This is a genomic window from Mesorhizobium huakuii, from assembly GCF_014189455.1.
Taxonomy (GTDB): Bacteria; Pseudomonadota; Alphaproteobacteria; order Rhizobiales; family Rhizobiaceae; genus Mesorhizobium; species Mesorhizobium huakuii_A.
In genome coordinates, this window is record NZ_CP050296.1 from 5,626,937 (window position 1) to 5,648,099 (window position 21,163).

The following is a 21,163-nucleotide window of genomic DNA, read 5'->3' on the forward strand; positions in this document are numbered from 1 at the left end:
TTTGGGACGTTGATGGTCTGTCGGCATGATCCCCTGGCGTCATTTCAATCGATCTAAATGAAGGACCATGCCGGCAGGGTCGTCGCGGCTTTTGTCTTTTGGGCGAAAGCCGGGCAAAAACTGAACAATATCTTGACGTTCCGAGCCCTGTTTCGCATACACCGATGCGAAGAGGTGGATTCCGTGCGCGGATTCCGGTCTTTGTCTCAACGGCCCAGGGAGGGGTTCTTTTGGGCCAGCAATCGAGGAAAATTCGGCAATGACCATACTTTACGCCGTCATCGCCTGCGGCTTGCTTTCTGTCCTTTACGCCATCTGGGCGACACGGTCGGTCCTTGCGTCCGATCAGGGCAATGCACGCATGCAGGAAATCTCCGCCGCCATCCGCGAAGGCGCACAAGCCTATCTGGCGCGCCAGTACACCACCATTGCCATCGTCGGCGTGGTCGTGCTTTTGCTCGCCTGGTGGCTGCTTTCGATCACCGCCGCGATCGGCTTCCTGATCGGCGCCGTCCTGTCGGGCGCCGCCGGCTTCATCGGCATGCATGTTTCGGTGCGCGCCAATGTGCGCACGGCACAGGCAGCCTCCAACAGTCTGGCCGCCGGTCTCGACATCGCCTTCAAGTCGGGCGCCATCACCGGCATGCTGGTCGCTGGCCTGGCGCTGCTCGGCGTGTCGATCTACTACCTGATCCTGACCGGCCCGATGGGCCTCCAGCCGAATGACCGCATCGTCATCGACTCGCTGGTCTCGCTCGGTTTCGGCGCCTCGCTGATCTCGATCTTCGCCCGTCTCGGCGGCGGTATCTTCACCAAGGGCGCCGACGTCGGCGGCGATCTCGTCGGCAAGGTCGAAGCCGGTATTCCGGAAGATGATCCGCGCAACCCGGCCACCATCGCCGACAATGTCGGCGACAATGTCGGCGATTGCGCCGGCATGGCCGCCGACCTCTTCGAGACCTATGCGGTGACGGTCGTCGCCACCATGGTGCTCGGCGCCATCTTCTTCGGCGGTACCGCCGCTCTGCAGACTGCGATGCTGTATCCGCTGGCCATCTGCGGCGCTTGCATCCTGACCTCGATTGTCGGCACCTTCTTCGTCAAGCTCGGCTCGAACGGCTCGATCATGGGCGCGCTCTACAAGGGCCTGATCGTGACCGGCCTGCTGTCGATCGTCGGCCTCGGCATCGCCACCTCCGCTACAGTCGGCTGGGGCGAGATCGGCACCGTTGCCGGCATGATCATCACCGGCAAGAACACGTTCATCTGTGGCCTGATCGGCCTGGTGGTGACCGGTTTGATCGTGGTGATCACCGAATACTACACCGGCACCGGCAAACGCCCCGTCAACTCCATCGCTCAGGCATCGGTGACCGGCCACGGCACCAACGTCATCCAGGGCCTTGCGGTCTCGCTTGAATCGACGGCGTTGCCGGCCATCGTTATCGTCGGCGGCATCATCTCGACCTATCAGCTCGCAGGTCTCTTCGGCACGGCGATCGCGGTGACGACGATGCTCGGCCTTGCCGGCATGATCGTTGCGCTCGACGCCTTCGGCCCGGTCACCGACAATGCCGGCGGCATTGCCGAAATGGCGGGCCTGCCCAAGGAGGTGCGTCACTCGACCGACGCGCTCGACGCGGTCGGCAACACCACGAAAGCCGTGACCAAGGGCTATGCCATCGGCTCGGCCGGCCTCGGCGCGCTGGTGCTGTTCGCTGCCTATTCGAACGACCTGAAGTTCTTTGCCGCCAATGGCGACAAATATCCCTACTTCCAGGGCATGGGCGAGATCTCCTTCGATCTCTCCAACCCCTACGTCGTCGCCGGCCTGATCTTCGGCGGCCTGATCCCGTATCTGTTCGGCGGCATCGCCATGACGGCCGTCGGCCGCGCGGCGGGCGCCATCGTCGAGGAGGTGCGCAAGCAGTTCCGCGAGGATCCGGGCATCATGGCCGGTACCTCCAAGCCGAACTATGCGCGTGCGGTCGACCTTTTGACCAAGGCGGCGATCCGCGAAATGATCATCCCGTCGCTGCTGCCGGTGCTGGCGCCGCTCGTCGTCTATTTCGGCGTGCTGTTGATCTCGGGGTCGAAGGCGTCAGCCTTTGCCGCCCTCGGCGCCTCGCTGCTCGGCGTCATCGTCAACGGCCTGTTCGTCGCCATCTCGATGACCTCGGGCGGCGGCGCTTGGGACAATGCGAAAAAGTCGTTCGAGGACGGTTTCGTCGACAAGGACGGCGTCAAGCATCTGAAGGGCTCCGAGGCGCACAAGGCTTCGGTGACCGGCGACACGGTGGGCGATCCCTACAAGGACACCGCCGGTCCGGCGGTCAACCCGGCGATCAAGATCACCAACATCGTGGCGCTTCTGCTGCTGGCCGTGCTCGCGCACGGCTGAACGGAGCCTGGCCGTTAGATCAAACCCGCGGGGAGCGATCCCCGCGGGTTTTGTTTGGCTCGGATCAGGCACGGTGCCTCAGCCACCGCTCGGCTTGTCCCCATCGCTCTCGGCAAGCTTGCGGTAGCGGGCCACCAAATCATCCAACCCTGGTTCTCGCGCAGGCATCGCCGGCAGGCCGCGTATCTCGCGCAGGCCGGGCATATAGGAATCACGTCCGTATTTGCGGCGAAATTCTATGGATCTCGGATGGATGCCGCACGCGGCCCAAAGCCTGCGTATCAGATAGCTGGATTTCTTCAAGGGGCGAGGGGCCGTCGCCGCGGCAAGAACTTTGACGCGCAGGTCGTTTGGCATTCGCATGAAGCTGGCAAGTTCTTCCTGCTCCACCGCCGTGTCTTCGACGTAGCTGCCGCTGCGCTGGCCGGAGAAGATACTGAGCACCGTCAGGTGTGGCAGGGTCGCGATCACGGCCCCCTTTCGCCAGGCCCGGAAGAGCCAGTCCTGCGAACTTTCGCAGGCGCACTCGCTGGCAGGGCGCCAGGGGCCGAGCCAGTCCAGCGATGCCCGCCTGGCCATCTGTGCCGATCCGTATCCGGCTGTGATGACGGGATCGTAAAACCCGCTCTTGCCCATCCCGTAGATTGAGGTCTTGAGAGGATCGCCCTTCATCCGAGCAGGTTCGATGATGGCACCGCGCGCAATGATGATATCGGCGCCGGTCGCATCGATCCAGCCGGTCATCGCCGCGAGGTGGTCTGGAAACCAGAGGTCGTCATGGTTGAGCAAGGCGACGAACCGGCCGCGCGCCCTGGCAAAGCCGATATTGTTGGGGCCGGATTGCTCACCGAAATTGACCGGCAGGTTGATATAGCAAATGCGCGGATCGGCGAATTCGGTGATGAGCGCCGCCGTGTCGGGGCGACAGGCGTCGCCAATCACCAGAATTTCAAAGTCCTGCAAGGTCTGGCCCAGCACGCCGCGCAACGCCTCTCGCAAGGCGGCGGGGCGGTTGTGGGTTGCGATGCGATCACCACCGAGACGAGCGGCGCGTTCTGCCCGGTTGGATCGGACTGGCCGGATCGCTCCACGCTACACCAGTTTATAAGGGATGTGATCCGTGTCCGGCGGCAGGCGCCAATGGTCCGGCGCGTCGTATGCATAGGCCTTGTCGACGAGATTGAGCAGCAGGGCGATCTCCGGCCCGAGCGCCGTCACGCCATGCCAGACGCCTGGCGGGATGACGACGATCGCGGGCCGTAAGGCGCCGACGATCTTGTGCCAGACCGTGCCGAAGCTGGGCGAAGCCTTTCGGCCGTCATAGAGCGATATGCGCACACTGCCGGCACAGCAGAAAAGCCGATCGTGCGTCACCTTGTGTGCATGCCAGCCGGTCACCGCACCCGGATACATCGTGCGCTGGAAGACCTGGCCGACAGGCAATTGATCGAGATCCCATTCGTCCCGGAAAACTTCGGTAAGATAGCCGTTGGACGTCGCGACCGGTCTGATTTCCTTGATCCTGACGCCGTCGATTGCCGGCGGCTTGATGGCAAGCCAGTCCGATGTCACGGTCTGCCCGTCGGCTGTTCCCGTGGCCATCCAGCCATCCGGTGCTACGCGCTCGCCACTGCTCATTTTCAAACCCCAAGGCCCGGGGATTTGATACGGGCTTGCCCCATTGCTGGCAAGCCGGGCTTGCCTTGGCCAAACAAAAACCCGTGAGATCGCTCCCACGGGTTTTCGGTCGCCTGAGATGGTGCTGCTTTCCCTGGAGGTAAGCAGGGTCTGATGATCAGGGAGTGCCGCCGCCGGGAATGCCGGGCGCCAGCTTGCTGGCGCCGTTGATGATCTGGCTGAGGAAGTTCTGGTCCTTGCCGCCAGTCGGCGTGGTGCGCGAGATGAAGTCGAAAATCTTGCCGTCCTTCAAGCCATAATTGGCGATCTGGGTGACGCGGCCATCGGCGCCGAAATAGACCGCCAGCACCTTCTGGTCGACGAGCCTGGGCTTGTCGAAGGCGACATAGCGCTTGCGCGTTTGCGAAATGTAGTAAAACGCCTCATTGTCGAAAGTCGCTGTTGTAGACGGCGTGCCGAGCGCCAGAAGCACCTGCTCGCGACTGGAACCGACGGGCACCGAATCGACGGCCTGCTGGTCGTAGACATAGCCTTGCGTGAACGTCTCGCTCGGATTGAGGTCGCCGATCATCTTGTTGGTGTGACACGCCGAAAGCGCCGAAACGACGAGCAGCAGCGAGATCGCGCCGGCAGGCCTGGACGAGAAGGTCGACTTGAAATTCAGCGCGCGCAACAACAATTCTCCATTATATCGCCGCAACTTGCGCTGGGCCGCAAAACCGGTAAACCAGCTTGCCTGCCGATGCAACAAGGCCAATTCAACAAACGGTCCCCGGAGACCATCCCCATGTTCCAGCGCCTTTTTGGTCGCGAACGCCACGCCAACCGCGCGATAACGGACGCGCTTTACGCACAAATCGTGGCGGCGGCGCGGCAGAGTGTATTTTATTCCCACTGGAATGTGCCGGACACGCCGCTCGGCCGTTTCGAGATGCTTTCGCTGCATATGTTCCTGTTCCAGCATCGCTTGCGCGGCGAGGACGGCGTGGCGCAAGAGGTCGCCCAGGTGCTGATCGACGAGTTCTTCCTCGACGTCGATCATTCGCTGCGGGAGCTGGGGATTGGTGATGTCGGAGTGCCCAAGCGCATGAAGAAATTGGCGAAGATGTTTTATGGCCGCACCGCCGCCTATGATGACGCGCTGGAAAGAAACGATCGCGACGGGTTGACCGCGGCTCTTGCCCGCAATATCCGGCCCGATACCGGCACCTGGCCGGAGGCGCTGCAATTGGCCGACTATGTTGCCGACGCCTGTCGGCAGCTGGCCGCGCAGCCATCCGAATCAATCGTGTCCGGCACGGCGGCGTTTCCGCTCGCCAGGGAGGTTGATCGATGAAGCATGCTGATCCGCTAAGCCCGGTTTCCTTTTTCGCAAATGTTGCCCGTCTACCGCAGAAGGGGCTGCCCGTGGTGATCGAGGCCGACGCCGCACAGCGCGCCGCACTCGCCGAGGAGCACGGGCTGCTGTCGGTCGAAGCCTATCGCGCTGAACTTCTCGTGGCCTCCTGGAAGCGCAATGGCGTGAAGGTCAGCGGCCACGTCGAGGCCGACATCACCCAGGCCTGCATCGTCACGCTCGACCCTGTCGCGGCGCATATCGACGAGCCGGTCGAGGCGTTGTTGTTGCCCGAGGATTCCAAGCTTGGGCGGCAGGGATTCGAAGGCGGCGGCGAGATCCTGCTCGATGCGGACGGCCCCGACAGTCCCGAAACATTTTCCGGCGACACGATCGATGTCGGGGCGCTTGCCGAACAGTTCTTCGCACTGGCAATCGACCCCTATCCGCGCAAGCCGGGCGCGTCGCTGAATGCCGGCGGCGAGACCGAAGCGGTGGAGAATGAATTTCAGCAAAAACTGCGATCCTTGCTGGGAAAATCCTGAAAACCTCGCCCGCGATGGAAAAGTCGGTTGTGTGAAGAGCCAAAACCGCTATTTTCGCCGAACCTTCGCGATCTCTAAAGCGACCTGCCGCATAACCGTGAGATAAATACCGCGTGATCAGGATTTCCATCGATGCCATGGGCGGCGATCACGGACCAGCCGTGGTCATTCCGGCGCTCATGACGGTCGCCACCCGCCGTCCCGACATCCGCTTCGTCATCTACGGGCGTGAGGAAGTCGTGCGTCCCGAACTGGCCAAGTTTCCCAAACTGGCCGAGGTGAGTGAATTCTTCCACTGCGAGATCGCAGTCAGGATGGATGACAAGCCGAGCCAGGCGCTGCGCCATGGCCGCTGGAAGTCGTCGATGTGGAAGGCGGTCGAAGCGGTCAAGTCGGGCGCTGCGGACGCCTGCATCTCCGCCGGCAACACCGGCGCCTTGATGGCGATGTCGAAATTCTGCCTGCGCACCATGGCCACCATCGAGCGCCCGGCGATCGCGGCATTGTGGCCGACATTGCGCGGCGAAAGCGTGGTTCTGGACGTCGGCGCCACCATTGGTGCCGATGCGCACCAGCTCATTGATTTCGCCATTCTCGGCACCGGCATGGCGCGCTCCGTCTTCGGCATCGCCCGGCCCACCGTCGGCCTGCTCAATGTCGGCGTCGAAGAGATCAAGGGCCAGGAAGAGGTCAAGGAAGCGGGACGCATGCTGCGCGAAGCCAACATGGCCTCGATGAACTATCATGGCTTTGTCGAAGGCGACGATATCGGCAAGGGCACGGTCGACGTGGTGGTGACGGAAGGGTTCGCCGGCAACATCGCGCTGAAGACGGCGGAAGGTACCGCGCGCCAGATCGCAGGCTATCTGCGCGCCGCGATGAGCCGCACGCTGATGGCCAAGATCGGCTATGTCTTCGCCAAGGGCGCCTTCGATCGCCTGCGTGAAAAAATGGATGTCGGCCGCTCCAACGGTGGCGTGTTCCTGGGGCTGAACGGCATCGTCGTCAAAAGCCATGGCGGTGCCGATTCGGATGGTTTTGCTGCGGCGATCGAGCTCGGCTATGACATGGTGCGCAACAATCTGCTTGACCGTATCGAGGCCGACCTGGACCTGTTTCATGCGCGCAACCCGCATGCCCTGTCATCTCGGAAATCCGACGTCGTTACCGACGCGAAGGAATAGGAAAGAACTTTGATCAGATCAGTCGTGCGCGGCACGGGCGCCGCGCTGCCCCGCCGCATCATGAAGAATGCCGATTTCGAAGGCATGGTCGAAACCTCGGACGAGTGGATCGCCCAGCGCACCGGCATCCGCCAGCGGCATATCGCGGCCGACGACGAGACGACGGCTTCGCTCGGCGAGGCCGCGGCCCGCGCCGCCCTTGCCGATGCCGGGCTGACGCCGAACGATATCGACCTGATCGTGCTGGCAACGTCGACGCCCAACAACACATTCCCGGCCACCGCGGTCGAGATCCAGAACCGCCTCGGCATGCATCATGGCTTTGCCTTCGACATGCAGGCGGTGTGCTCGGGCTTCGTTTATGCGGTGACGACAGCCGATCTCTACATCCGTGGCGGCCTGGCCAAACGCGTGCTGGTAATCGGCTCGGAAACATTCTCGCGCATCCTCGACTGGAGCGACCGCTCGACCTGCGTGCTGTTCGGCGACGGCGCCGGGGCGCTGGTCCTGGAAGCAGGCGAGGGGGCCGGCACGATTGCCGACCGCGGTGTTCTGGCCGCCAGCCTGCGCTCTGACGGCGTGCACAAGGACAAGCTCTTCGTCGATGGCGGCCCGTCGACGACGGGAACGGTCGGCCACCTCAGGATGGAAGGCCGCGAAGTCTTCAAGCATGCGGTCGGCATGATCACCGATGTCATCGAGGCAACCTTCTCGGCCGCCGGCATATCAGCCGACGATCTCGACTGGTTCGTGCCGCACCAGGCCAATAAACGAATTATTGACGCTTCGGCCAAGAAGCTCGGTATTGCAGAACGAAAGGTGGTGGTTACGGTCGATTTGCACGGTAACACCTCGGCGGCTTCCCGTGCCGCTGGCGCTTTCGGTGGCCGTCGCTGACGGTCGCATCAAGAAGGGCGACCTCGTCCTTCTGGAAGCGATGGGTGGCGGCTTCACCTGGGGCGCTGTTCTGGTTCGCTGGTAAGTGCCGAACGGCTCGGTTTCGGTCCTTGACCTTGCCGGATCAATTACTTAGGCTCTGCCGTTGTTGTGCCGATTTTGTGTTTTGAACTGATGGGACGGTCGCATGGGGGAAAGACACTTACGCGTGCCGACCTGGCGGAGGCCGTGTACCGAAAGGTCGGTCTGTCGCGCACTGAATCCGCCGAACTCGTCGAAGCGGTGCTGGACGAAATCTGCGAAGCCATCGTGCGTGGCGAGACGGTCAAGCTGTCGTCCTTCGCGACATTCCATGTCCGCTCCAAGAACGAGCGCATCGGGCGCAATCCCAAGACCGGTGAAGAGGTGCCGATCCTGCCGCGCAGGGTGATGACCTTCAAGTCGTCGAACGTCTTGAAGAACCGCATTTTGCGCTCTCACCAAAACAGCAAGGCCAAGGGCAGCAAATAGCCGCCATTGTACGGTTGAAAACCGGCCCCGCCATAACGCCGGGCTTGAATATTGTTTCACAAACCGCTGAAATAAGGCCCGATTCGGCAGCATGGCCGGATTGGCGTTCCGCGTTGATCCATTCCACGCAAATGGAATGGGCTTCTCTTTGTTGGAGCCTGATCTCGCTGAATACCGTTCCGGATCACGCTCCAGCGTGAGGATTTCGCCCATGGACAAGAGCCCTGACGCCTTCCGCACCATCTCAGAGGTGGCTGAAGATCTCGACCTGCCGCAGCATGTGCTGCGCTTCTGGGAGACGCGCTTCAATCAGATCAAGCCGATGAAGCGCGGCGGCGGCCGCCGCTACTACCGGCCGCAGGATGTCGAACTGATCAAGGGCATCCGCCACATGCTCTACGACCAGGGCTACACGATCAAGGGCGTGCAGAAGCTGCTGCGCGAAAACGGCAATCATTTCCTGGTCGCCATCGGCAATGGCGACATGGCGCGCGTCGAGGCGATCTCGCAGCGAAAGCAGGCCGACCAGGTGCCGCTGACGCCGGCAGCCCAGCCGCGCGGTGGCGATGACGAACTGGTTGGCCAGCCAAGGGTCAAGCCGAGCCGCCGCTTTTTCGGCCTGGGCAAGAGCGATGAGGAAGGTCCGGTTCAGCCGGACGCGTCGAAACTCTCGCGTGACAATCGCGCGCTGCTGCAGGAGGCGCTGTTCGACCTCCTGGAATGCAAGCGCCTGCTTGACCAGGTGCGCTGACCGCCGCGCGACGCGCTTTGAAGCCTCGGCACCGGAACCCGACTTCGGGTGAGGCGTTACGTTTCCTTCTGCAAGACATCCTTCTGCAAGACAAGGAAACGCGTGATGGCATCATTTTCGACCCTTTCGGACATCGACCTCGAAAAGCAGGTCGCGGCCCTGTCGAGGGAACTCGCGGCGTTGCGCAAGGCGGTGTCGAAGCGGGGTGGCGCTTACTATGAAGACGGTCGCGATGCCGCTCTCGACACATATTCCGACCTTGCCGAGCGTTTACGGGATGCGATGCCGGCAATCCGCAAACAGGGCAGGGTGATCGAGAAATCGGCCCGTGATCACCCCGCCGCGGTCGCCGCCGTTGGCCTTGTGGTGCTCGGCCTGGTCGCCAGCCTGCTGTTCAGCCGGCGCTAGGCCCCGGCCTGGTCATTTGCGATGCCGCTCCGGCATCTGGTGCGGAGCGCGTCGGCGTAGAGGCGCACAACCCCTTTGTGCTGCCGGCGCAGGAAGGCCGATTGGTCGAGCCGCCAGAGCCCTCGACAGGCCCGGTTTGATGTCGGGCTAGGCATTGCACAACCACGAGAAGACCAGCCTTGAACAAGAAGGGCGGTCTTCTCGTTGGCAGTCTGGTATGCTTAGTAGGTCTTCTTTGCCATCTTCTTCACGTGGTGGTGATGATGGTGGTAGTAGTGATGATGGCGGTGATGGTGACGATGGTGGTGATGATGACGATGATGCTTTGCCATCGGGGCCGCGTCCGCGCTCGTCGCGCCGATGACCGGCGCCGTGAAAGCGAGTGCAACTGCAAGCCCGAGGGCTGAGAGCAGGGACTTCTTCATGGATCGTTTCCTTCTTTCGTCGGCAGATCTTAAAAATCGGGTCGATGGCCCGATCGCCGCGAATGGAATTACGCTCCTTATTTTTTTCGTCAGTATTTCCCGATTGTAGAATTTTGTTTCCCGCATGTTTCCGGGGAACCGGCTTCCCGACACTTTGTTGTGAGGGCCGAAAAGCCGGCTCTTGCCGCTAATTTTGGCTACATCGGTGGGATCACGCCATTGTTTCCCACCACGACGCGCACGGAACTCAGCGTCCCGTCAGCCTCGCGCTGAGCGGTAACGAAGACCGTCGCGCCTGGCTTGAGATCGGTCGGCGCGGCCGGGGCGAAGGTCACGACGGGCGTGCCGTCGGGGATCGAAATCTTCTTGGTCTGCCCGTTGTCATAGGTCAGCGTCACGGCGCGTCCGCTTATGTCGGTAACATCGGCCACGGTGCCATTGGTCATGCGGCTGTTCGGCTGCAGGTCCCAGGGACGGTCGCCCTCGCCAGTGCCTTTCAAGGCGGCTGGGAAGATCACCACTTCCAGTGCGCCGCTGCCGCCATCCGCTTTCGAGACGGAAGCAATGCCGAGGAAATCGCCCTGCTTGATGTCTTTTTCGGAGGCGCTGGCGACGCCCGAAATCTTCCAGCCGGTATTGAGCTTGATCGCTGATGTATCGCCCTGGCGGGTTTTCACGGTGAGCAGCGAGGGCTCGAAACTGACCACCGTGCCGCGCACGCGCAGCGCGTCAGCAGCCTGGGCGCCGTCCACGGCGGCAACGGAAAGGCTGGAGATCGTGCCGAGCACGACCATGAATGTCTTGAAGTTCATTGCAGGGATCCTTCTGGGAACGGGCTGGATGGAACCGGATGGTTTTCACCCCAGCGCATCAGAACAACGAACAGGTGGGCCGAAACCTCCCCGCAAAAGGTGCCGGGGTGTTCAAAAGAACTTGATGGCGCGGGAGGGCGCCTCGCAGGCATTCGGTTCACGATAGCGTGACGGCTTTCGGCTCTTGGCAAATCGCTTTTGAGCGGGCATGTTCCTGCTCGTCTCAGGCAACACTCCATTTTGATCAAACTCTTTCAGCCACCGGAGTTGCCAATGCCCAACAATGCAAAAAGCCATGCCCTCTCCGAACCGTTAGCCAGTGAGATCGGGCCGGATTACACCACGCTCAGAGCCATGCGGGAAACCCGCGGATACAGCGTGGAAGAGCTTTCCCTGACCTGCGGCCTCTCGGTCGGCGAGATCGAGGATATGGAGAACGGCCGGGCGGCCGATCCGTCGAAGCTGCGCCGTATCGCGTCCGCGCTTCGCATGCCCGAGGACGCTCTCATCGCTTCCACCACACCGACGCCGGCCGCGCAAGGCCGACCCCTGGCCTAGACCAGCACCAGGCATGCAGCAGAACCCGCCAAGGCCCGCTTGGCGGGTTTCTTGTTGACACCACGGTATTATCAGGCGGGCCGGTCTTGCCGATCTACGGATCGCGCGTGTTTATACCTGCGGCATCCAAATCTGCGCCAATCGCGCCTGCCCCTGCATCGTGTTGAACCGTGGGTTTTTCGATATGAGCCTGGACTCCGTTCGTGCCTTCTTCGCCGCCCATGCGCCCGACATCGAGGTCATCGTCACGCAAGCGAGTTCGGCGACCGTGACGCTGGCGGCGGAGGCGCATGGCGTCCTGCCGGCGCAGATCGCCAAGACCATCTGCCTGCGCGTCGGCGACCGCACCATGCTGGTCGTGACCAGTGGCATCGCCAGGCTGGACAACCGCAAGTTCAAGGACCAGTTCGGCGGCAAGCCGCGCATGCTGGACGCAGGGGAAGTCGTCGCCGCCACCAGCCATCCGGTCGGCGGCGTATGCCCCTTCGGCCTGCCGGCGCCGCTGCCGGTCTACTGCGACGTGTCGCTGCGGGAATTCGACGAGGTTGTGCCTGCCGCCGGCGCCACCAACGCGGCGGTACGGGTCACACCGCAGCGGATGGTCGAGCTTGTCGGCGCTGAGTGGGTGGATGTGTGCCAAGGTTAGCTGACACTTATCACCATAGAGGCGTGTTTGCAGGGAATCCGGCAAGCATGTTGTAGGTCTGGACCTGAGCCGAAGGCGACACGCTATCAATTAAGACAGTGCTTATGGTCGTGAAGTCGGTGATCGCAAAGCAGGCGTCAAAATAGAAGCCAGATCCTCTATCAAGACCAATACGCCACACACCAATCTTTGGACCATCTGCATAGAGATTTTCTCCAGCGAGCAGGTCTATTCCCCTGGCAGCGGAGAGCTGCATTACGGCCGATCTGACTGCCGTATTGTCGCTGCTCTCGGGATACTTCTCATCAAGCAGGCGTCGGCGAAATGTCTCTAAATTCGCCATGGGTTCCGGAGAGTCCATCAGTCTCTCGTCTAGGCCAATCCTGTCGAAAGCCGACAGCTTACTGGTAACTGAAAGGCGACATGCTTCGACAGGCCAACCTTTCGGCACCTTGGTGGGCAGACTCTTCATTCGTATTCCGAGTGATCGGATTAATCTCGGTGTGTTGATCAACGTGATTTCGGAAGGGGAGTGTTCAGCAATTGGGAGATGGCACCAAGATCGATATCCCCCATTTTCAGCGCATACTCGAGTATAAACGCATCAACTATTCTAGCGCTATTTAGTGTCTCGTTGGCGACCTCGATATGATCATCGCTCAATCGAAAACCATGGAATCCCAGACTGGCACCGATTTCAAGCCATCGCCCAACGGCATCCGACGATACTCCAGAAATCTTGCCTCCCAGAAACGCGATCGCACAAGCGCTTGCGCAGACATGGCCCTCTTCAACAATTGTAGGAACGCCTGCGGCTCGTATCGCTTCGCCGATACGAATACCTTCAAACAAGCTTCCGCCAGGGGAGTCGAACGAAACGATGACGTCCGGTACATCCATTTCGTCGCGAGGCGCGTTTCTGATCGCTGCGGTTAACTTCAGACCGTCTCCGTCCTTAATCTCACCAGTCGCATTGATTCTGCCGGCTGAAAGACTGAACTCCATTCCCTTCGAGCTCGTAGTGACGCTACTGAGCAAAAACGCCCCAACCGCTGCAACCAAAGAGATGTGGGCGAGATATTTCCACATATCGACGAATCCGATGTCGCGACATTTCACGCAGGTTCGTTGATAGTCGCAGGAAATGCTTCGAAAGCAATGAAGGCTGAGATAGCCGTAGACCGGACTTCGGGGGCAAGTCCTGCTTCAAAATGGTCGGAGTGGCCGGATTCGAACCGACGACCCCTTGACCCCCAGTCTTAAATACTAGGTTTTATAGCCATTCCTAGCGTTGCACGGAGTAGGCCAAAACCGTAGAAATCCAACCCTCTCCAACTTGTGCCCACTTGACTAATATGCTGCCGCTGCCTAAGTGCTGGCTACATAGTGGCTATAAACGGGGGTGGGCGTGGCTACAATCAAGATCACGGCGGCGGCAGTTTCAGGCATCATGGAAGGCGCCAGGCCGAACAAAACAACTTACTATTTTGACGATGACCTAACCGGTTTCGGCCTCTACCGGACGACAGGCAACACAGGAACGTATTTCGCCGAATATCGGCCCGTGGCTGGCGGCGCCAAAAAGCGATTGAAGCTCGGCCGCGTCGGCACACTAAAAGCCAATGAGGCGCGCGAGGCTGCGCGCAAGGCGATTGCGAACGCTGCACTTGGCAAGGATTTGGTCAAAGAGCGGGCGGACGAGCGGGCAAGCGGAACGGTAAGGCAGCTCGTCGCCGACTACATTTCTGAAAAGGAAATGAAGGAGTCGACACGCGCGTTCTACAAAATCACGCTAGCCAAACATATCGAACCGCAGATGGGTACAACGAAAGGCGTTGCCCTCACTCGTGTTGACGTACAGCGCGCACATTCCGCCATGTCGAAGAAGGCGAAGTACTCCGCCAATCGGGCAATGGCTTTGCTGTCAGCGGCCTTTGTGTGGGGCGCCAAGCGCGGTTATGTTCCCGAGGGCGTGAACCCGGCCGCAAAGATCGACAGAAACAAGGAGGAAGCCCGCGAGCGGTTCTTGTCGGCTGGCGAGATGGCAAGGCTGGGCGACGCTATGCGCGAAGCTGAGACGATCGGCATTCCGCACAAATCATCTGAGAGCAAGCACGCGCCGAAAGAGAAAAACAGGACCGTCTACGGCCCACACGTGACCGGCGCCATTCGATTGCTGATGCTGACAGGCTGCCGCTTGCGGGAGATCCTGAACTTGCGCTGGTCCGAATACGACGAGAAGCGCGGACTGTTGTTGCTGCCCGACTCAAAGACCGGTCGCAAGACCGTAGTGCTATCCGCGGCAGCACAGGCGGTGTTGGACGCATTGCCGCGCGTGGGTAAGTTCGTGATAGCCGGTCATTCAGCAGCAACAGAGCATGAGGCACCACGCGCCGATCTTAAGAAGCCGTGGGCAGCAATAGCCGGGAGGGCAGGACTTGGTGACGTTCATCTTCACGACTTACGCCACACGTTCGCGTCGGTCGGCGCTGGCGACGGCATGTCCCTGCCAATCATAGGGAAGCTGCTCGGCCATGCCGATGCAGGCACGACGCAACGCTACGCCCATCTTCATGTCGACCCTGTGCGCGCCGCTGCGGATGCCATCGCGGGCAAGATCGCCGACGCGATCGGAGGCAAGTGAAATGGCACCGCTTCCAAAGGGGTTCGACGCCCACTCATTTTGGATACTTGACTTGCTCCACAGGGGAAAACGCAAGGAAGCGAAAGAGCGGATAATCAAGGTTCTGGCCACGGGAAGGGCCGGTCCTGAGACACAGAAAATTGCTGCGGAGGTATTCGCGCCGAAGCGCGGAAGGCAGCCGTATGGAGCCAAGCACCTATGGTTCGAAATCGGAACTGAAAATGACATCATGCGCGGGGCAGGCGTGGCCTACGAGAGGCGTATGGACGACTTGGGTGGCAGATACATGCTTGCCAAAACGCAGATCGAAATCGCCATCGCGAAGTACGAGGCGGCCATGATCGAAATCCGGGCGGAAAACGAAGCAAATTACAAATAGCCGATTTAACCAAAGTACCGGCAATATGTGAAAACGCCTATCTACCCCCATGCAACAACATGCACGGAGGTAAACGCATGGCAAACCTACGAGTAAGTCAGGCTGCTGATTATGTCGGCCTCTCGAAATCCTTCCTCGACAAAGCGCGCTGTTACGGCACAGGCCCGACGTACATCAAGCTCGGAACCAGTGTCATTTACAACACCGACGATCTTGATGCGTGGGTCTCTGAAAACAGGCGCGCGCCATTGAACGACAATGCTCGAGCCACGCGGGCCGCCGCATGAAGCCCTACAGCCAAATGTCCCTCGCCGAACTCGACGCAGAGCTTCCCGCCATCCGCGCGGAGCAGGCTTGGCGTAAGGCGCAGCGGGAAGCCGCTCGCCAGTAGCCCGAAAGGGTCATCGGTGTCATCGATAACCATTTCAAAAACCACCGTGGAACCAACCGCGGCTCTCCATCACGGGAACACCCACTTGCAAATTCTGAATATCAGACCGGTTCCGCCTGGCGGCGCCGGCAAGACGATTGCGCGTTTCGACATAGCGCTAGACGAGCACGTCAAGCTTTTCGACTTAAAACTGCTCGAGAGACCAGATGGCAGCAACTACGCCTTCGGCCCGAACACGGGGGGCGCTCGAGTGATGAGCTTCTCGCCGACATTTTCTGAAGAAATAGCACGGGCCGCCTCGGCCGCATTGGAGGGCGTAGCCGCCTATGACCGCACTACAGCCTGAAGCAGAGACCTTTCTCGACCTCATAAACAATTGCGACATTGAAAGGCTGGCCAGCTTCCACTACGGCAATATGGCTAGGACAGGCGGATCGATCATGGTTGCGCCCCAAGGCGTGGCCTTTGACGATTACAACTTCAAGCGTGATCTTTGCAGCCGCGGGGCGACACCGAGCCTGCAGATCTAGACGAAGCCTTGCGTTGGTGCGTCATTGTCGACGGCATCCCCGAGTGCGACGCGGACACGGCGGCTATCGTGTATTTGGAGCGCGAGACCGGCACCGCAATCATCGCGGCCCTTTGCGGTCCAGCCCACGACCACAATGTCGCCATCGGCATGGTGGCCCGCGACCTGAAGGCGGAACAGTCTGATGGCCTGCCGCGGTCGAAGAGCGCCGAGCGCATCCGCAGGAAGCGGAAGACAATCAAACTGGACTTCGTCCCTCCCAAGGCGGCGAATGACAACAAGCCAAAGTCCCGATTCCGGGTGACATGGTTTGACGACATAGCCAACAACATGCCCAAGGATGATCTCATCAAAGGTGTTCTTGGCGTAGGCGAGTTCACGATGGTTTCCGGCCTGCCAGGCAGCGGCAAGTCCGTTATTATGACCGATGCCGCCTGTCATGTTGCGTCAGGCAGAGAGTGGCACGGCCGACCGCTGAAGCAGGGCCTTGTCGTCTACGTGGCGGCCGAACGACGGGCACTGACCGAGCGGCGCATGCTTGCCTTTCGTAAGGAGCATCGCGTTAAGGACGTGCCTCTTCTGGTGCTGGGCGGGATGATTGATCTCACCACGAACCTGGCCGACGCTGAAGCCCTGGCCGCCGTTATTAAAGAAGCGGCAAAAGCATGCGATGAGCAATGCGTCTGGATCATCATCGACACACTCACGCGAACGTTTGGACCTGGCGATCAGCACCAGTCGAAAGACATGACCAAGTTCATCCGCTCTTGTGACCGCCTTAACGAGAAGACCGGCGCGCATGTCACGGTCATCCACCACACTGCCTGGTCTGGCGAGCGTGGCAAGGGTGCGATTGACTTGGATGGCGCAGTCGATCTGAGCTTCATGGTGAAGAAGTCGGCCAGCGGCTATGCCTTCGAGTGTGACGGCGCGAACGATAGCGACGAGGGAACGATTTGCCACTTCACGATGAAGGGCATCGAGGTTGGCGTAGATGATGAAGGTGAGCCGACCTTTGCTCCGGTGGTTGTCCCTTCGGATGGCGTCAGTGCCGGCGAGCGTCTCGTGTCATCGCTAAAGGGGCACCACGCCAGGGCGCTACAAGTCCTTGCCGACGCCTGCCGCCAGACAGGCAGTCCAGTAGGCGAAGAAGAGTGGCGAGAGGCGTTCTATGCCACCGATGCCAAAGCCAAGCCAGGCACACTCAAGACGCGGTTCCGGCGCGCACGCGAAGCACTCACAGAGCAAGGAACCGTCTTCTATAGCGAAGGTAGGTACTGGGTCAGGCAGGACGGCACAGACGGTACATGTACCGCTGATGTACCGTGTACCGATAGTGATTTGGCACCAGACAGCAGCGGTACCGACGGTACACACCCTTTAGGGTGTACCGATGTACCGTCTGATGTGCCCTTGAATGAGGAAGATGTTTCTTCTGAAATCGGTGACGACGACATTCCCGCTTTCCTGAAAAAAGGTGCAGCATGAAGACGGCGGTCACTCCAGTAGAGCGGCCAGTCTTCGACATGGCCAACAGCAACTCGATTAAGACTGACTTTAGAGTTCCAACCGCAATCCCGACAGGAAAAGAAGCGGCTAGGGCTGAGCTTGCCAGACTCACGGCGGGCGCAGTGATCACATATTGCAAATATCGAAAGCCGCGTGGGCCGCAGAAATTTAAGCCTCGCAAAATCGCGGCGAACGATAACACGCCACACGGCATACCCTTGTTAGAGGAATTGCGTCGTGACGGTCGTGAGGCCGATATCACATGGGTGATCCGGTATCGTCTGCTTTACCAAGTCGTCGGCGTCAGTCCATTCGATGACGAGATTGGGTTGGGTGAGGAAGGCATCAAGAGCTATGGCTGAAACTGGGTGATGACGGTTTGAGAAGGGCGGCGTATCGAGGCGGGTGATGAAGCCTGCCAGAACCTCTCAAGGAGAGCGATACGCCATGAACGAGACTATCAACATTGTTCGCCTTCGTCAGCCCGACGAAATCGATGATCCCCCTGACGGATGTGCTTCGCACCGGCGCGCGCAAATTGCTGGCGCAGGCGATCGAGATGGAGGCCGAAGCGTTTCTTGCCGAGATGCGGGATCTCAAGCTTCCGGACGGACGTGACCGGCTGGTCCGGCACGGTCACGGGCCGGAGCGGAGCATCCAGACGGGGATCGGGGCGGTGCCCGTCAGCCGGGTGAAGGTCCGGGATCGCGGCGCGAACGGTGAAGCGGAGCGCATCCGTTTTTCCTCATCGATCCTGCCGAAATGGGCGCGTCGGACACGAAGTCTGGATGCGCTTCTTCCCGTTCTCTATCTGCGCGGCATTTCGACGGGCGACTTTCAGGAAGCTCTGGCAGCTCTGTTGGGCAAGGAGGCGCCGAACCTCTCACCCTCGGTGATCACGCGACTGACGGCGGAGTGGGGCATCGAATACGATCGTTGGCAAAAGCGCGATCTTTCGGCGCGCCGCTATGTGTATGTGTGGGCGGACGGGGTCTACCTGCAGGCCCGGATGGAAGATCATGCCGAATGCATGCTGGTCCTGATCGGCGCCACGCCCGAGGGCAAGAAAGAGCTGCTCGGCTTCCAGACCGGCATTCGTGAGAGCGCACAGAGCTGGCGCGAGCTGCTGGTCGACGTCAAGCGTCGTGGCCTGCAGATCGCGCCCGATCTTGCCGTCGGCGACGGCGCGCTTGGCTTCTGGAAAGCGCTCGATGAGCTCCTTCCCGGCACCAAGCACCAGCGATGCTGGGTGCACAAGACAGCCAACGTGCTCAACAAGGTGCCGAAATCGGTGCAGGCCGCCATGAAGACGGACTTGCGCGAAATCTTTTCCGCCCCGAACCGAGCCTCAGCCGAGACGGCGATTGCCGTCTTTGTCGAGAAATATGATGCGAAATACGGCAAGGCGGTCGACTGCCTGACCAAAGATCAGAATGCCTTGCTGGCGTTCTACGATTTCCCCGCCGAACATTGGGATCATCTGCGAACGTCCAATCCCATCGAGAGCGTCTTTGCGACCGTTCGCCATCGCACGGTGCGTACCAAGGGCTCACTCTCCTCGAAAACCGCCAGGCTGATGGTCTTCAAGCTGGTCATGGCCGCGGCCAGGACGTGGCGACGACTGAAAGGACAAAATCAGTTGCCTAAACTCATCGCAGGTGCAACGTTCCAGGATGGAATCGAGGTCATTGAACTGAAGCCGCAGAGCGCCGCTTGATCAGCCTCGTCACCCAAATTGCAGCATAGCTCAAGGCATCAATATCGAGGTCCGCAGTCTGAACCCTGGTGGCGCGGCCTTTGATAAGTCGTTCAAGATGATGACCGCAACCAACCTGCCAGGCGGCGAGATTTCCTATCGCGAGACTAGGCATACCGTGAAACAGCGTGTCAGTGTCGGCCAGCGCACCCTAGCTAGCAATGATGACAGTGACACGCGGACGCAAGCACCATTACGGCTGATGAAGTCGGAAGATGAACGTATAGCTCGGATCGACGGTCAGCCCATTCTTGCCGCCTTGCGTGTCGGCATTGGAAACGCGCTGGATCCGTTCGAAGATGCTGCCCTTGACGGAGCCACGCTCACCGAGATCGGCGACCGTCTCGGCTTCAGGTGGAAGGCGCGCAGCGCGGAAGCAAAGTGGCGGGTATATCTGGCGATCGACCGGATGCGCGACCAATGGCGGCTTATCGAGCGCCAGATGGCGGCCGAAGCCGCGGCATGTCGTCGGCGCGTAGAAACGCGACGTGCCGAACTCATTGCGGCGCAACGGTCCTATCTTGGCACGGCCGCGTAGTTATACCCCAAGTCGATTCCAAAGGTATAAGACGGGAATAGTGATCCTTTCCCAGTCAGGGCGATCCTGACATTTTTGAGCCGTGCCACCAGCGTGATGTTGTTGGCCGGCTCTCCCCCTTTTTGCCAAAATCAAAAACTTACAGAGGAAAACCATGGACGCATGGCTGCACCGCGCATTCACGCGCGAAGAGTGCGCGATGCTGTGCGGCATCCCGCGTGGCTCGCTAGATGTGCTGACGCATCGCGCCCGCGAGTGTCGGTGCTTTTCACGGAAAAGCGCGGAACCAAACGATGGTTTTCCGTGAAAGACATCGCGGTGTTGAGAATCGCTCATGAATTGGAGCGCTCTGGCCGCTCCTGGCTAATGGCCATCGGCCAAGCGTTTGACCATCTTGAACGTCCGCCAGATCCTGACGCGCTCTTGATCGCTCCTGCAGTCATCCGGCGCGGCTGTGGCCTGCCCCGCATCGTCCGTGACCGAGACGTCCCGCGGCTTAACTTCGAACGATCCGAGATCGTTATTCCGATCGGCCGCATCGTTTCCGAAATCACCAAAGAGGCGGCCCTCGTATGGTCGCCTTAACACCAGTTTCGAATCCGGCTGCCTCGTCGGAGACAGTCGTCGATCGACCCCGGCCCACCTCAAAGTGGGTCGGGGTACCGCCTTGAATTTTGAAAGGAATAACATGGCCGCCAAACGACCGGAGCCAACCCCTGCCGCTGAGCAGTTAGAAGCGATTTCGCGTAAGCGGGTCGCCTTGAACGCACGAGATAAGGATATTCTCGCCGCAGTGCTCGACCTCGAGCACCAGGGTATACGACCGCAGGAAAAATCGACTTCTGGACCAGATCCCCGCGATCTTGCGGCATCGCTGCTTGACGGCTCTGCGTTGCCGGCCGCTCGACCTCCCACGCCCGGCGAAGAACTGTTTCAACTATTGGTCGAACGTCAGGCCATTACAATCGCGCTCGACGCGCTGGCCGAACGCGAAAACCAAGCGCGCCGCATCGCCGCCGCTGAAGCTCTGCAGGAAACCGCAGCGGATTGGCTGGAGATCGTCCGCCAACGCGCACTCGCTGTTTTGACTCTAAGGCGCCTCAACCAAGAGGCCGCTGCCTTCAGGGATCGCCTCCGGCGCATCGCAGGAGGCAATCCAACCAACCTAATCTGCGACTTCAACTCAGGGCCAGTGTTCGGCCCGGCGACAATCGGCGACCACGTCTACAGCTACCTCGAGGCCTGTGTGAAGGCTGGGGTCCTTTCACGTTCGGAGATTAACAATGCGGCATGAAGTATTTCAAAT

Annotated in this window: 27 protein-coding genes and 2 pseudogenes; 21 read left to right on the plus strand and 8 right to left on the minus strand. The window is 60.4% G+C overall.

The genetic code is table 11. From position 1 onward, the window contains the following. Positions 1–39 precede the first annotated feature (39 nt). Complete coding sequence (locus HB778_RS27100) at positions 40–267, minus strand: hypothetical protein (protein ID WP_183458404.1); 228 nt, start codon at positions 265–267, stop codon at positions 40–42. Between HB778_RS27100 and HB778_RS27105 the strand changes: the two genes are divergently transcribed. Then, positions 260–2,401, plus strand: a complete 2,142-nt coding sequence (locus HB778_RS27105; RefSeq protein ID WP_183458406.1) for a sodium-translocating pyrophosphatase — start codon at positions 260–262, stop codon at positions 2,399–2,401. The two genes, HB778_RS27100 and HB778_RS27105, sit on opposite strands and share 8 nt — an antisense overlap. A 78-nt stretch (positions 2,402–2,479) precedes the next feature. Here the strand turns inward: HB778_RS27105 and HB778_RS27110 are convergent, their stop codons facing one another. The 3 genes from HB778_RS27110 to HB778_RS27120 all read right to left on the minus strand — a co-directional run bounded on the left by HB778_RS27110 (position 2,480) and on the right by HB778_RS27120 (position 4,712). Further along, positions 2,480–3,379, minus strand: coding sequence for a glycosyltransferase family 2 protein (locus tag HB778_RS27110; protein WP_244662008.1), 900 nt, complete (start codon positions 3,377–3,379; stop codon positions 2,480–2,482). A 114-nt stretch (positions 3,380–3,493) separates the two neighbouring features. Beyond that, entirely contained in the window at positions 3,494–4,003 is a 510-nt protein-coding gene (locus HB778_RS27115; RefSeq protein WP_244661638.1) for a dTDP-4-dehydrorhamnose 3,5-epimerase family protein, read from the minus strand. Between the two features lie 193 nt (positions 4,004–4,196). Next, on the minus strand, positions 4,197–4,712 hold the full coding sequence (locus HB778_RS27120; RefSeq protein WP_095201576.1) for an outer membrane protein assembly factor BamE: 516 nt from the start codon (positions 4,710–4,712) through the stop codon (positions 4,197–4,199). A 114-nt stretch (positions 4,713–4,826) separates the two neighbouring features. Here HB778_RS27120 and HB778_RS27125 point away from each other — a divergent pair, with 114 nt between their 5' ends. From HB778_RS27125 to HB778_RS27155, 7 genes and pseudogenes are all read left to right on the plus strand, one after another. Beyond that, complete coding sequence (locus HB778_RS27125; RefSeq protein WP_183465242.1) at positions 4,827–5,375, plus strand: ubiquinol-cytochrome C chaperone family protein; 549 nt, start codon at positions 4,827–4,829, stop codon at positions 5,373–5,375. Beyond that, entirely contained in the window at positions 5,372–5,920 is a 549-nt protein-coding gene (locus HB778_RS27130) for a YceD family protein (protein WP_183458410.1), read from the plus strand. The genes HB778_RS27125 and HB778_RS27130 overlap by 4 nt, the downstream gene beginning before the upstream one ends. A 113-nt stretch (positions 5,921–6,033) precedes the next feature. Next, complete coding sequence (gene plsX / locus HB778_RS27135) at positions 6,034–7,104, plus strand: phosphate acyltransferase PlsX (protein WP_096457025.1); 1,071 nt, start codon at positions 6,034–6,036, stop codon at positions 7,102–7,104. Between the two features lie 9 nt (positions 7,105–7,113). Next, positions 7,114–8,086, plus strand: a pseudogene (locus HB778_RS27140) (beta-ketoacyl-ACP synthase III). Positions 8,087–8,175: 89 nt separating this feature from the next. Next, complete coding sequence (locus tag HB778_RS27145) at positions 8,176–8,511, plus strand: integration host factor subunit alpha (RefSeq protein WP_183458412.1); 336 nt, start codon at positions 8,176–8,178, stop codon at positions 8,509–8,511. Between the two features lie 211 nt (positions 8,512–8,722). Further along, a complete protein-coding gene (locus HB778_RS27150; protein WP_183458414.1) occupies positions 8,723–9,262 on the plus strand; it encodes a MerR family transcriptional regulator in 540 nt (179 codons plus the stop codon). A 105-nt stretch (positions 9,263–9,367) separates the two neighbouring features. After that, positions 9,368–9,670, plus strand: a complete 303-nt coding sequence (locus tag HB778_RS27155) for a hypothetical protein (protein WP_183458416.1) — start codon at positions 9,368–9,370, stop codon at positions 9,668–9,670. A 221-nt stretch (positions 9,671–9,891) separates the two neighbouring features. Here HB778_RS27155 and HB778_RS27160 read toward each other — a convergent pair whose 3' ends face one another. Together HB778_RS27160 and HB778_RS27165 are read right to left on the minus strand one after the other, a co-directional pair. Then, entirely contained in the window at positions 9,892–10,095 is a 204-nt protein-coding gene (locus HB778_RS27160) for a hypothetical protein (protein ID WP_183465325.1), read from the minus strand. A 197-nt stretch (positions 10,096–10,292) separates the two neighbouring features. Next, positions 10,293–10,907 (minus strand): hypothetical protein, encoded by a 615-nt coding sequence (locus HB778_RS27165; RefSeq protein ID WP_183458418.1) that lies wholly within the window; start codon positions 10,905–10,907, stop codon positions 10,293–10,295. Between the two features lie 273 nt (positions 10,908–11,180). On the opposite strand from HB778_RS27165, the gene HB778_RS27170 reads away from it, so the two are divergent. Then, on the plus strand, positions 11,181–11,465 hold the full coding sequence (locus HB778_RS27170) for a helix-turn-helix domain-containing protein (RefSeq protein WP_183458420.1): 285 nt from the start codon (positions 11,181–11,183) through the stop codon (positions 11,463–11,465). Positions 11,466–11,649: 184 nt separating this feature from the next. Continuing rightward, complete coding sequence (locus tag HB778_RS27175) at positions 11,650–12,111, plus strand: YbaK/EbsC family protein (RefSeq protein WP_183458422.1); 462 nt, start codon at positions 11,650–11,652, stop codon at positions 12,109–12,111. A gap of 10 nt (positions 12,112–12,121) precedes the next feature. Here the strand turns inward: HB778_RS27175 and HB778_RS27180 are convergent, their stop codons facing one another. Both HB778_RS27180 and HB778_RS27185 read right to left on the minus strand, forming a co-directional pair. Next, positions 12,122–12,472 (minus strand): hypothetical protein, encoded by a 351-nt coding sequence (locus tag HB778_RS27180; protein ID WP_183458424.1) that lies wholly within the window; start codon positions 12,470–12,472, stop codon positions 12,122–12,124. 149 nt (positions 12,473–12,621) lie between these two features. Next, on the minus strand, positions 12,622–13,200 hold the full coding sequence (locus HB778_RS27185) for a hypothetical protein (protein WP_183458426.1): 579 nt from the start codon (positions 13,198–13,200) through the stop codon (positions 12,622–12,624). 319 nt (positions 13,201–13,519) lie between these two features. On the opposite strand from HB778_RS27185, the gene HB778_RS27190 reads away from it, so the two are divergent. The 11 genes and pseudogenes from HB778_RS27190 (at position 13,520) to HB778_RS27240 (ending at position 21,151) form a co-directional block, all read left to right on the plus strand. After that, on the plus strand, positions 13,520–14,755 hold the full coding sequence (locus tag HB778_RS27190) for a tyrosine-type recombinase/integrase (protein WP_183458428.1): 1,236 nt from the start codon (positions 13,520–13,522) through the stop codon (positions 14,753–14,755). Position 14,756: 1 nt separating this feature from the next. After that, positions 14,757–15,134 carry a hypothetical protein gene (locus HB778_RS27195; RefSeq protein ID WP_183458430.1) on the plus strand — a complete coding sequence of 126 codons (378 nt, stop codon included), beginning with the start codon at positions 14,757–14,759 and terminating at the stop codon, positions 15,132–15,134. A 77-nt stretch (positions 15,135–15,211) separates the two neighbouring features. Next, the gene (locus tag HB778_RS27200) at positions 15,212–15,421 is read left to right on the plus strand and encodes a helix-turn-helix transcriptional regulator (protein WP_210308047.1); all 210 of its coding nucleotides are present in this window, start codon (positions 15,212–15,214) and stop codon (positions 15,419–15,421) included. 189 nt (positions 15,422–15,610) lie between these two features. Continuing rightward, positions 15,611–15,871 (plus strand): hypothetical protein, encoded by a 261-nt coding sequence (locus tag HB778_RS27205; RefSeq protein WP_183458432.1) that lies wholly within the window; start codon positions 15,611–15,613, stop codon positions 15,869–15,871. Beyond that, a complete protein-coding gene (locus HB778_RS27210) occupies positions 15,852–16,055 on the plus strand; it encodes a hypothetical protein (protein ID WP_183458433.1) in 204 nt (67 codons plus the stop codon). Before HB778_RS27205 ends, HB778_RS27210 begins: the two co-directional genes overlap by 20 nt. 68 nt (positions 16,056–16,123) lie before the next feature. Further along, positions 16,124–17,542: an AAA family ATPase gene (locus tag HB778_RS27215; protein WP_183458434.1), complete on the plus strand. Its 1,419-nt coding sequence runs from the start codon at positions 16,124–16,126 to the stop codon at positions 17,540–17,542. Then, on the plus strand, positions 17,539–17,925 hold the full coding sequence (locus HB778_RS27220) for a hypothetical protein (RefSeq protein ID WP_183458435.1): 387 nt from the start codon (positions 17,539–17,541) through the stop codon (positions 17,923–17,925). The genes HB778_RS27215 and HB778_RS27220 overlap by 4 nt, the downstream gene beginning before the upstream one ends. 85 nt (positions 17,926–18,010) lie before the next feature. Then, a pseudogene (locus HB778_RS27225) lies at positions 18,011–19,280 on the plus strand (IS256 family transposase). A 97-nt stretch (positions 19,281–19,377) separates the two neighbouring features. Beyond that, positions 19,378–19,857: a hypothetical protein gene (locus HB778_RS27230; protein WP_183458436.1), complete on the plus strand. Its 480-nt coding sequence runs from the start codon at positions 19,378–19,380 to the stop codon at positions 19,855–19,857. Between the two features lie 75 nt (positions 19,858–19,932). Further along, positions 19,933–20,442 carry a hypothetical protein gene (locus HB778_RS27235; protein WP_183458437.1) on the plus strand — a complete coding sequence of 170 codons (510 nt, stop codon included), beginning with the start codon at positions 19,933–19,935 and terminating at the stop codon, positions 20,440–20,442. An 82-nt stretch (positions 20,443–20,524) separates the two neighbouring features. Continuing rightward, positions 20,525–21,151: a hypothetical protein gene (locus HB778_RS27240; protein ID WP_183458439.1), complete on the plus strand. Its 627-nt coding sequence runs from the start codon at positions 20,525–20,527 to the stop codon at positions 21,149–21,151. The last annotated feature ends 12 nt before the right edge of the window (positions 21,152–21,163 follow it).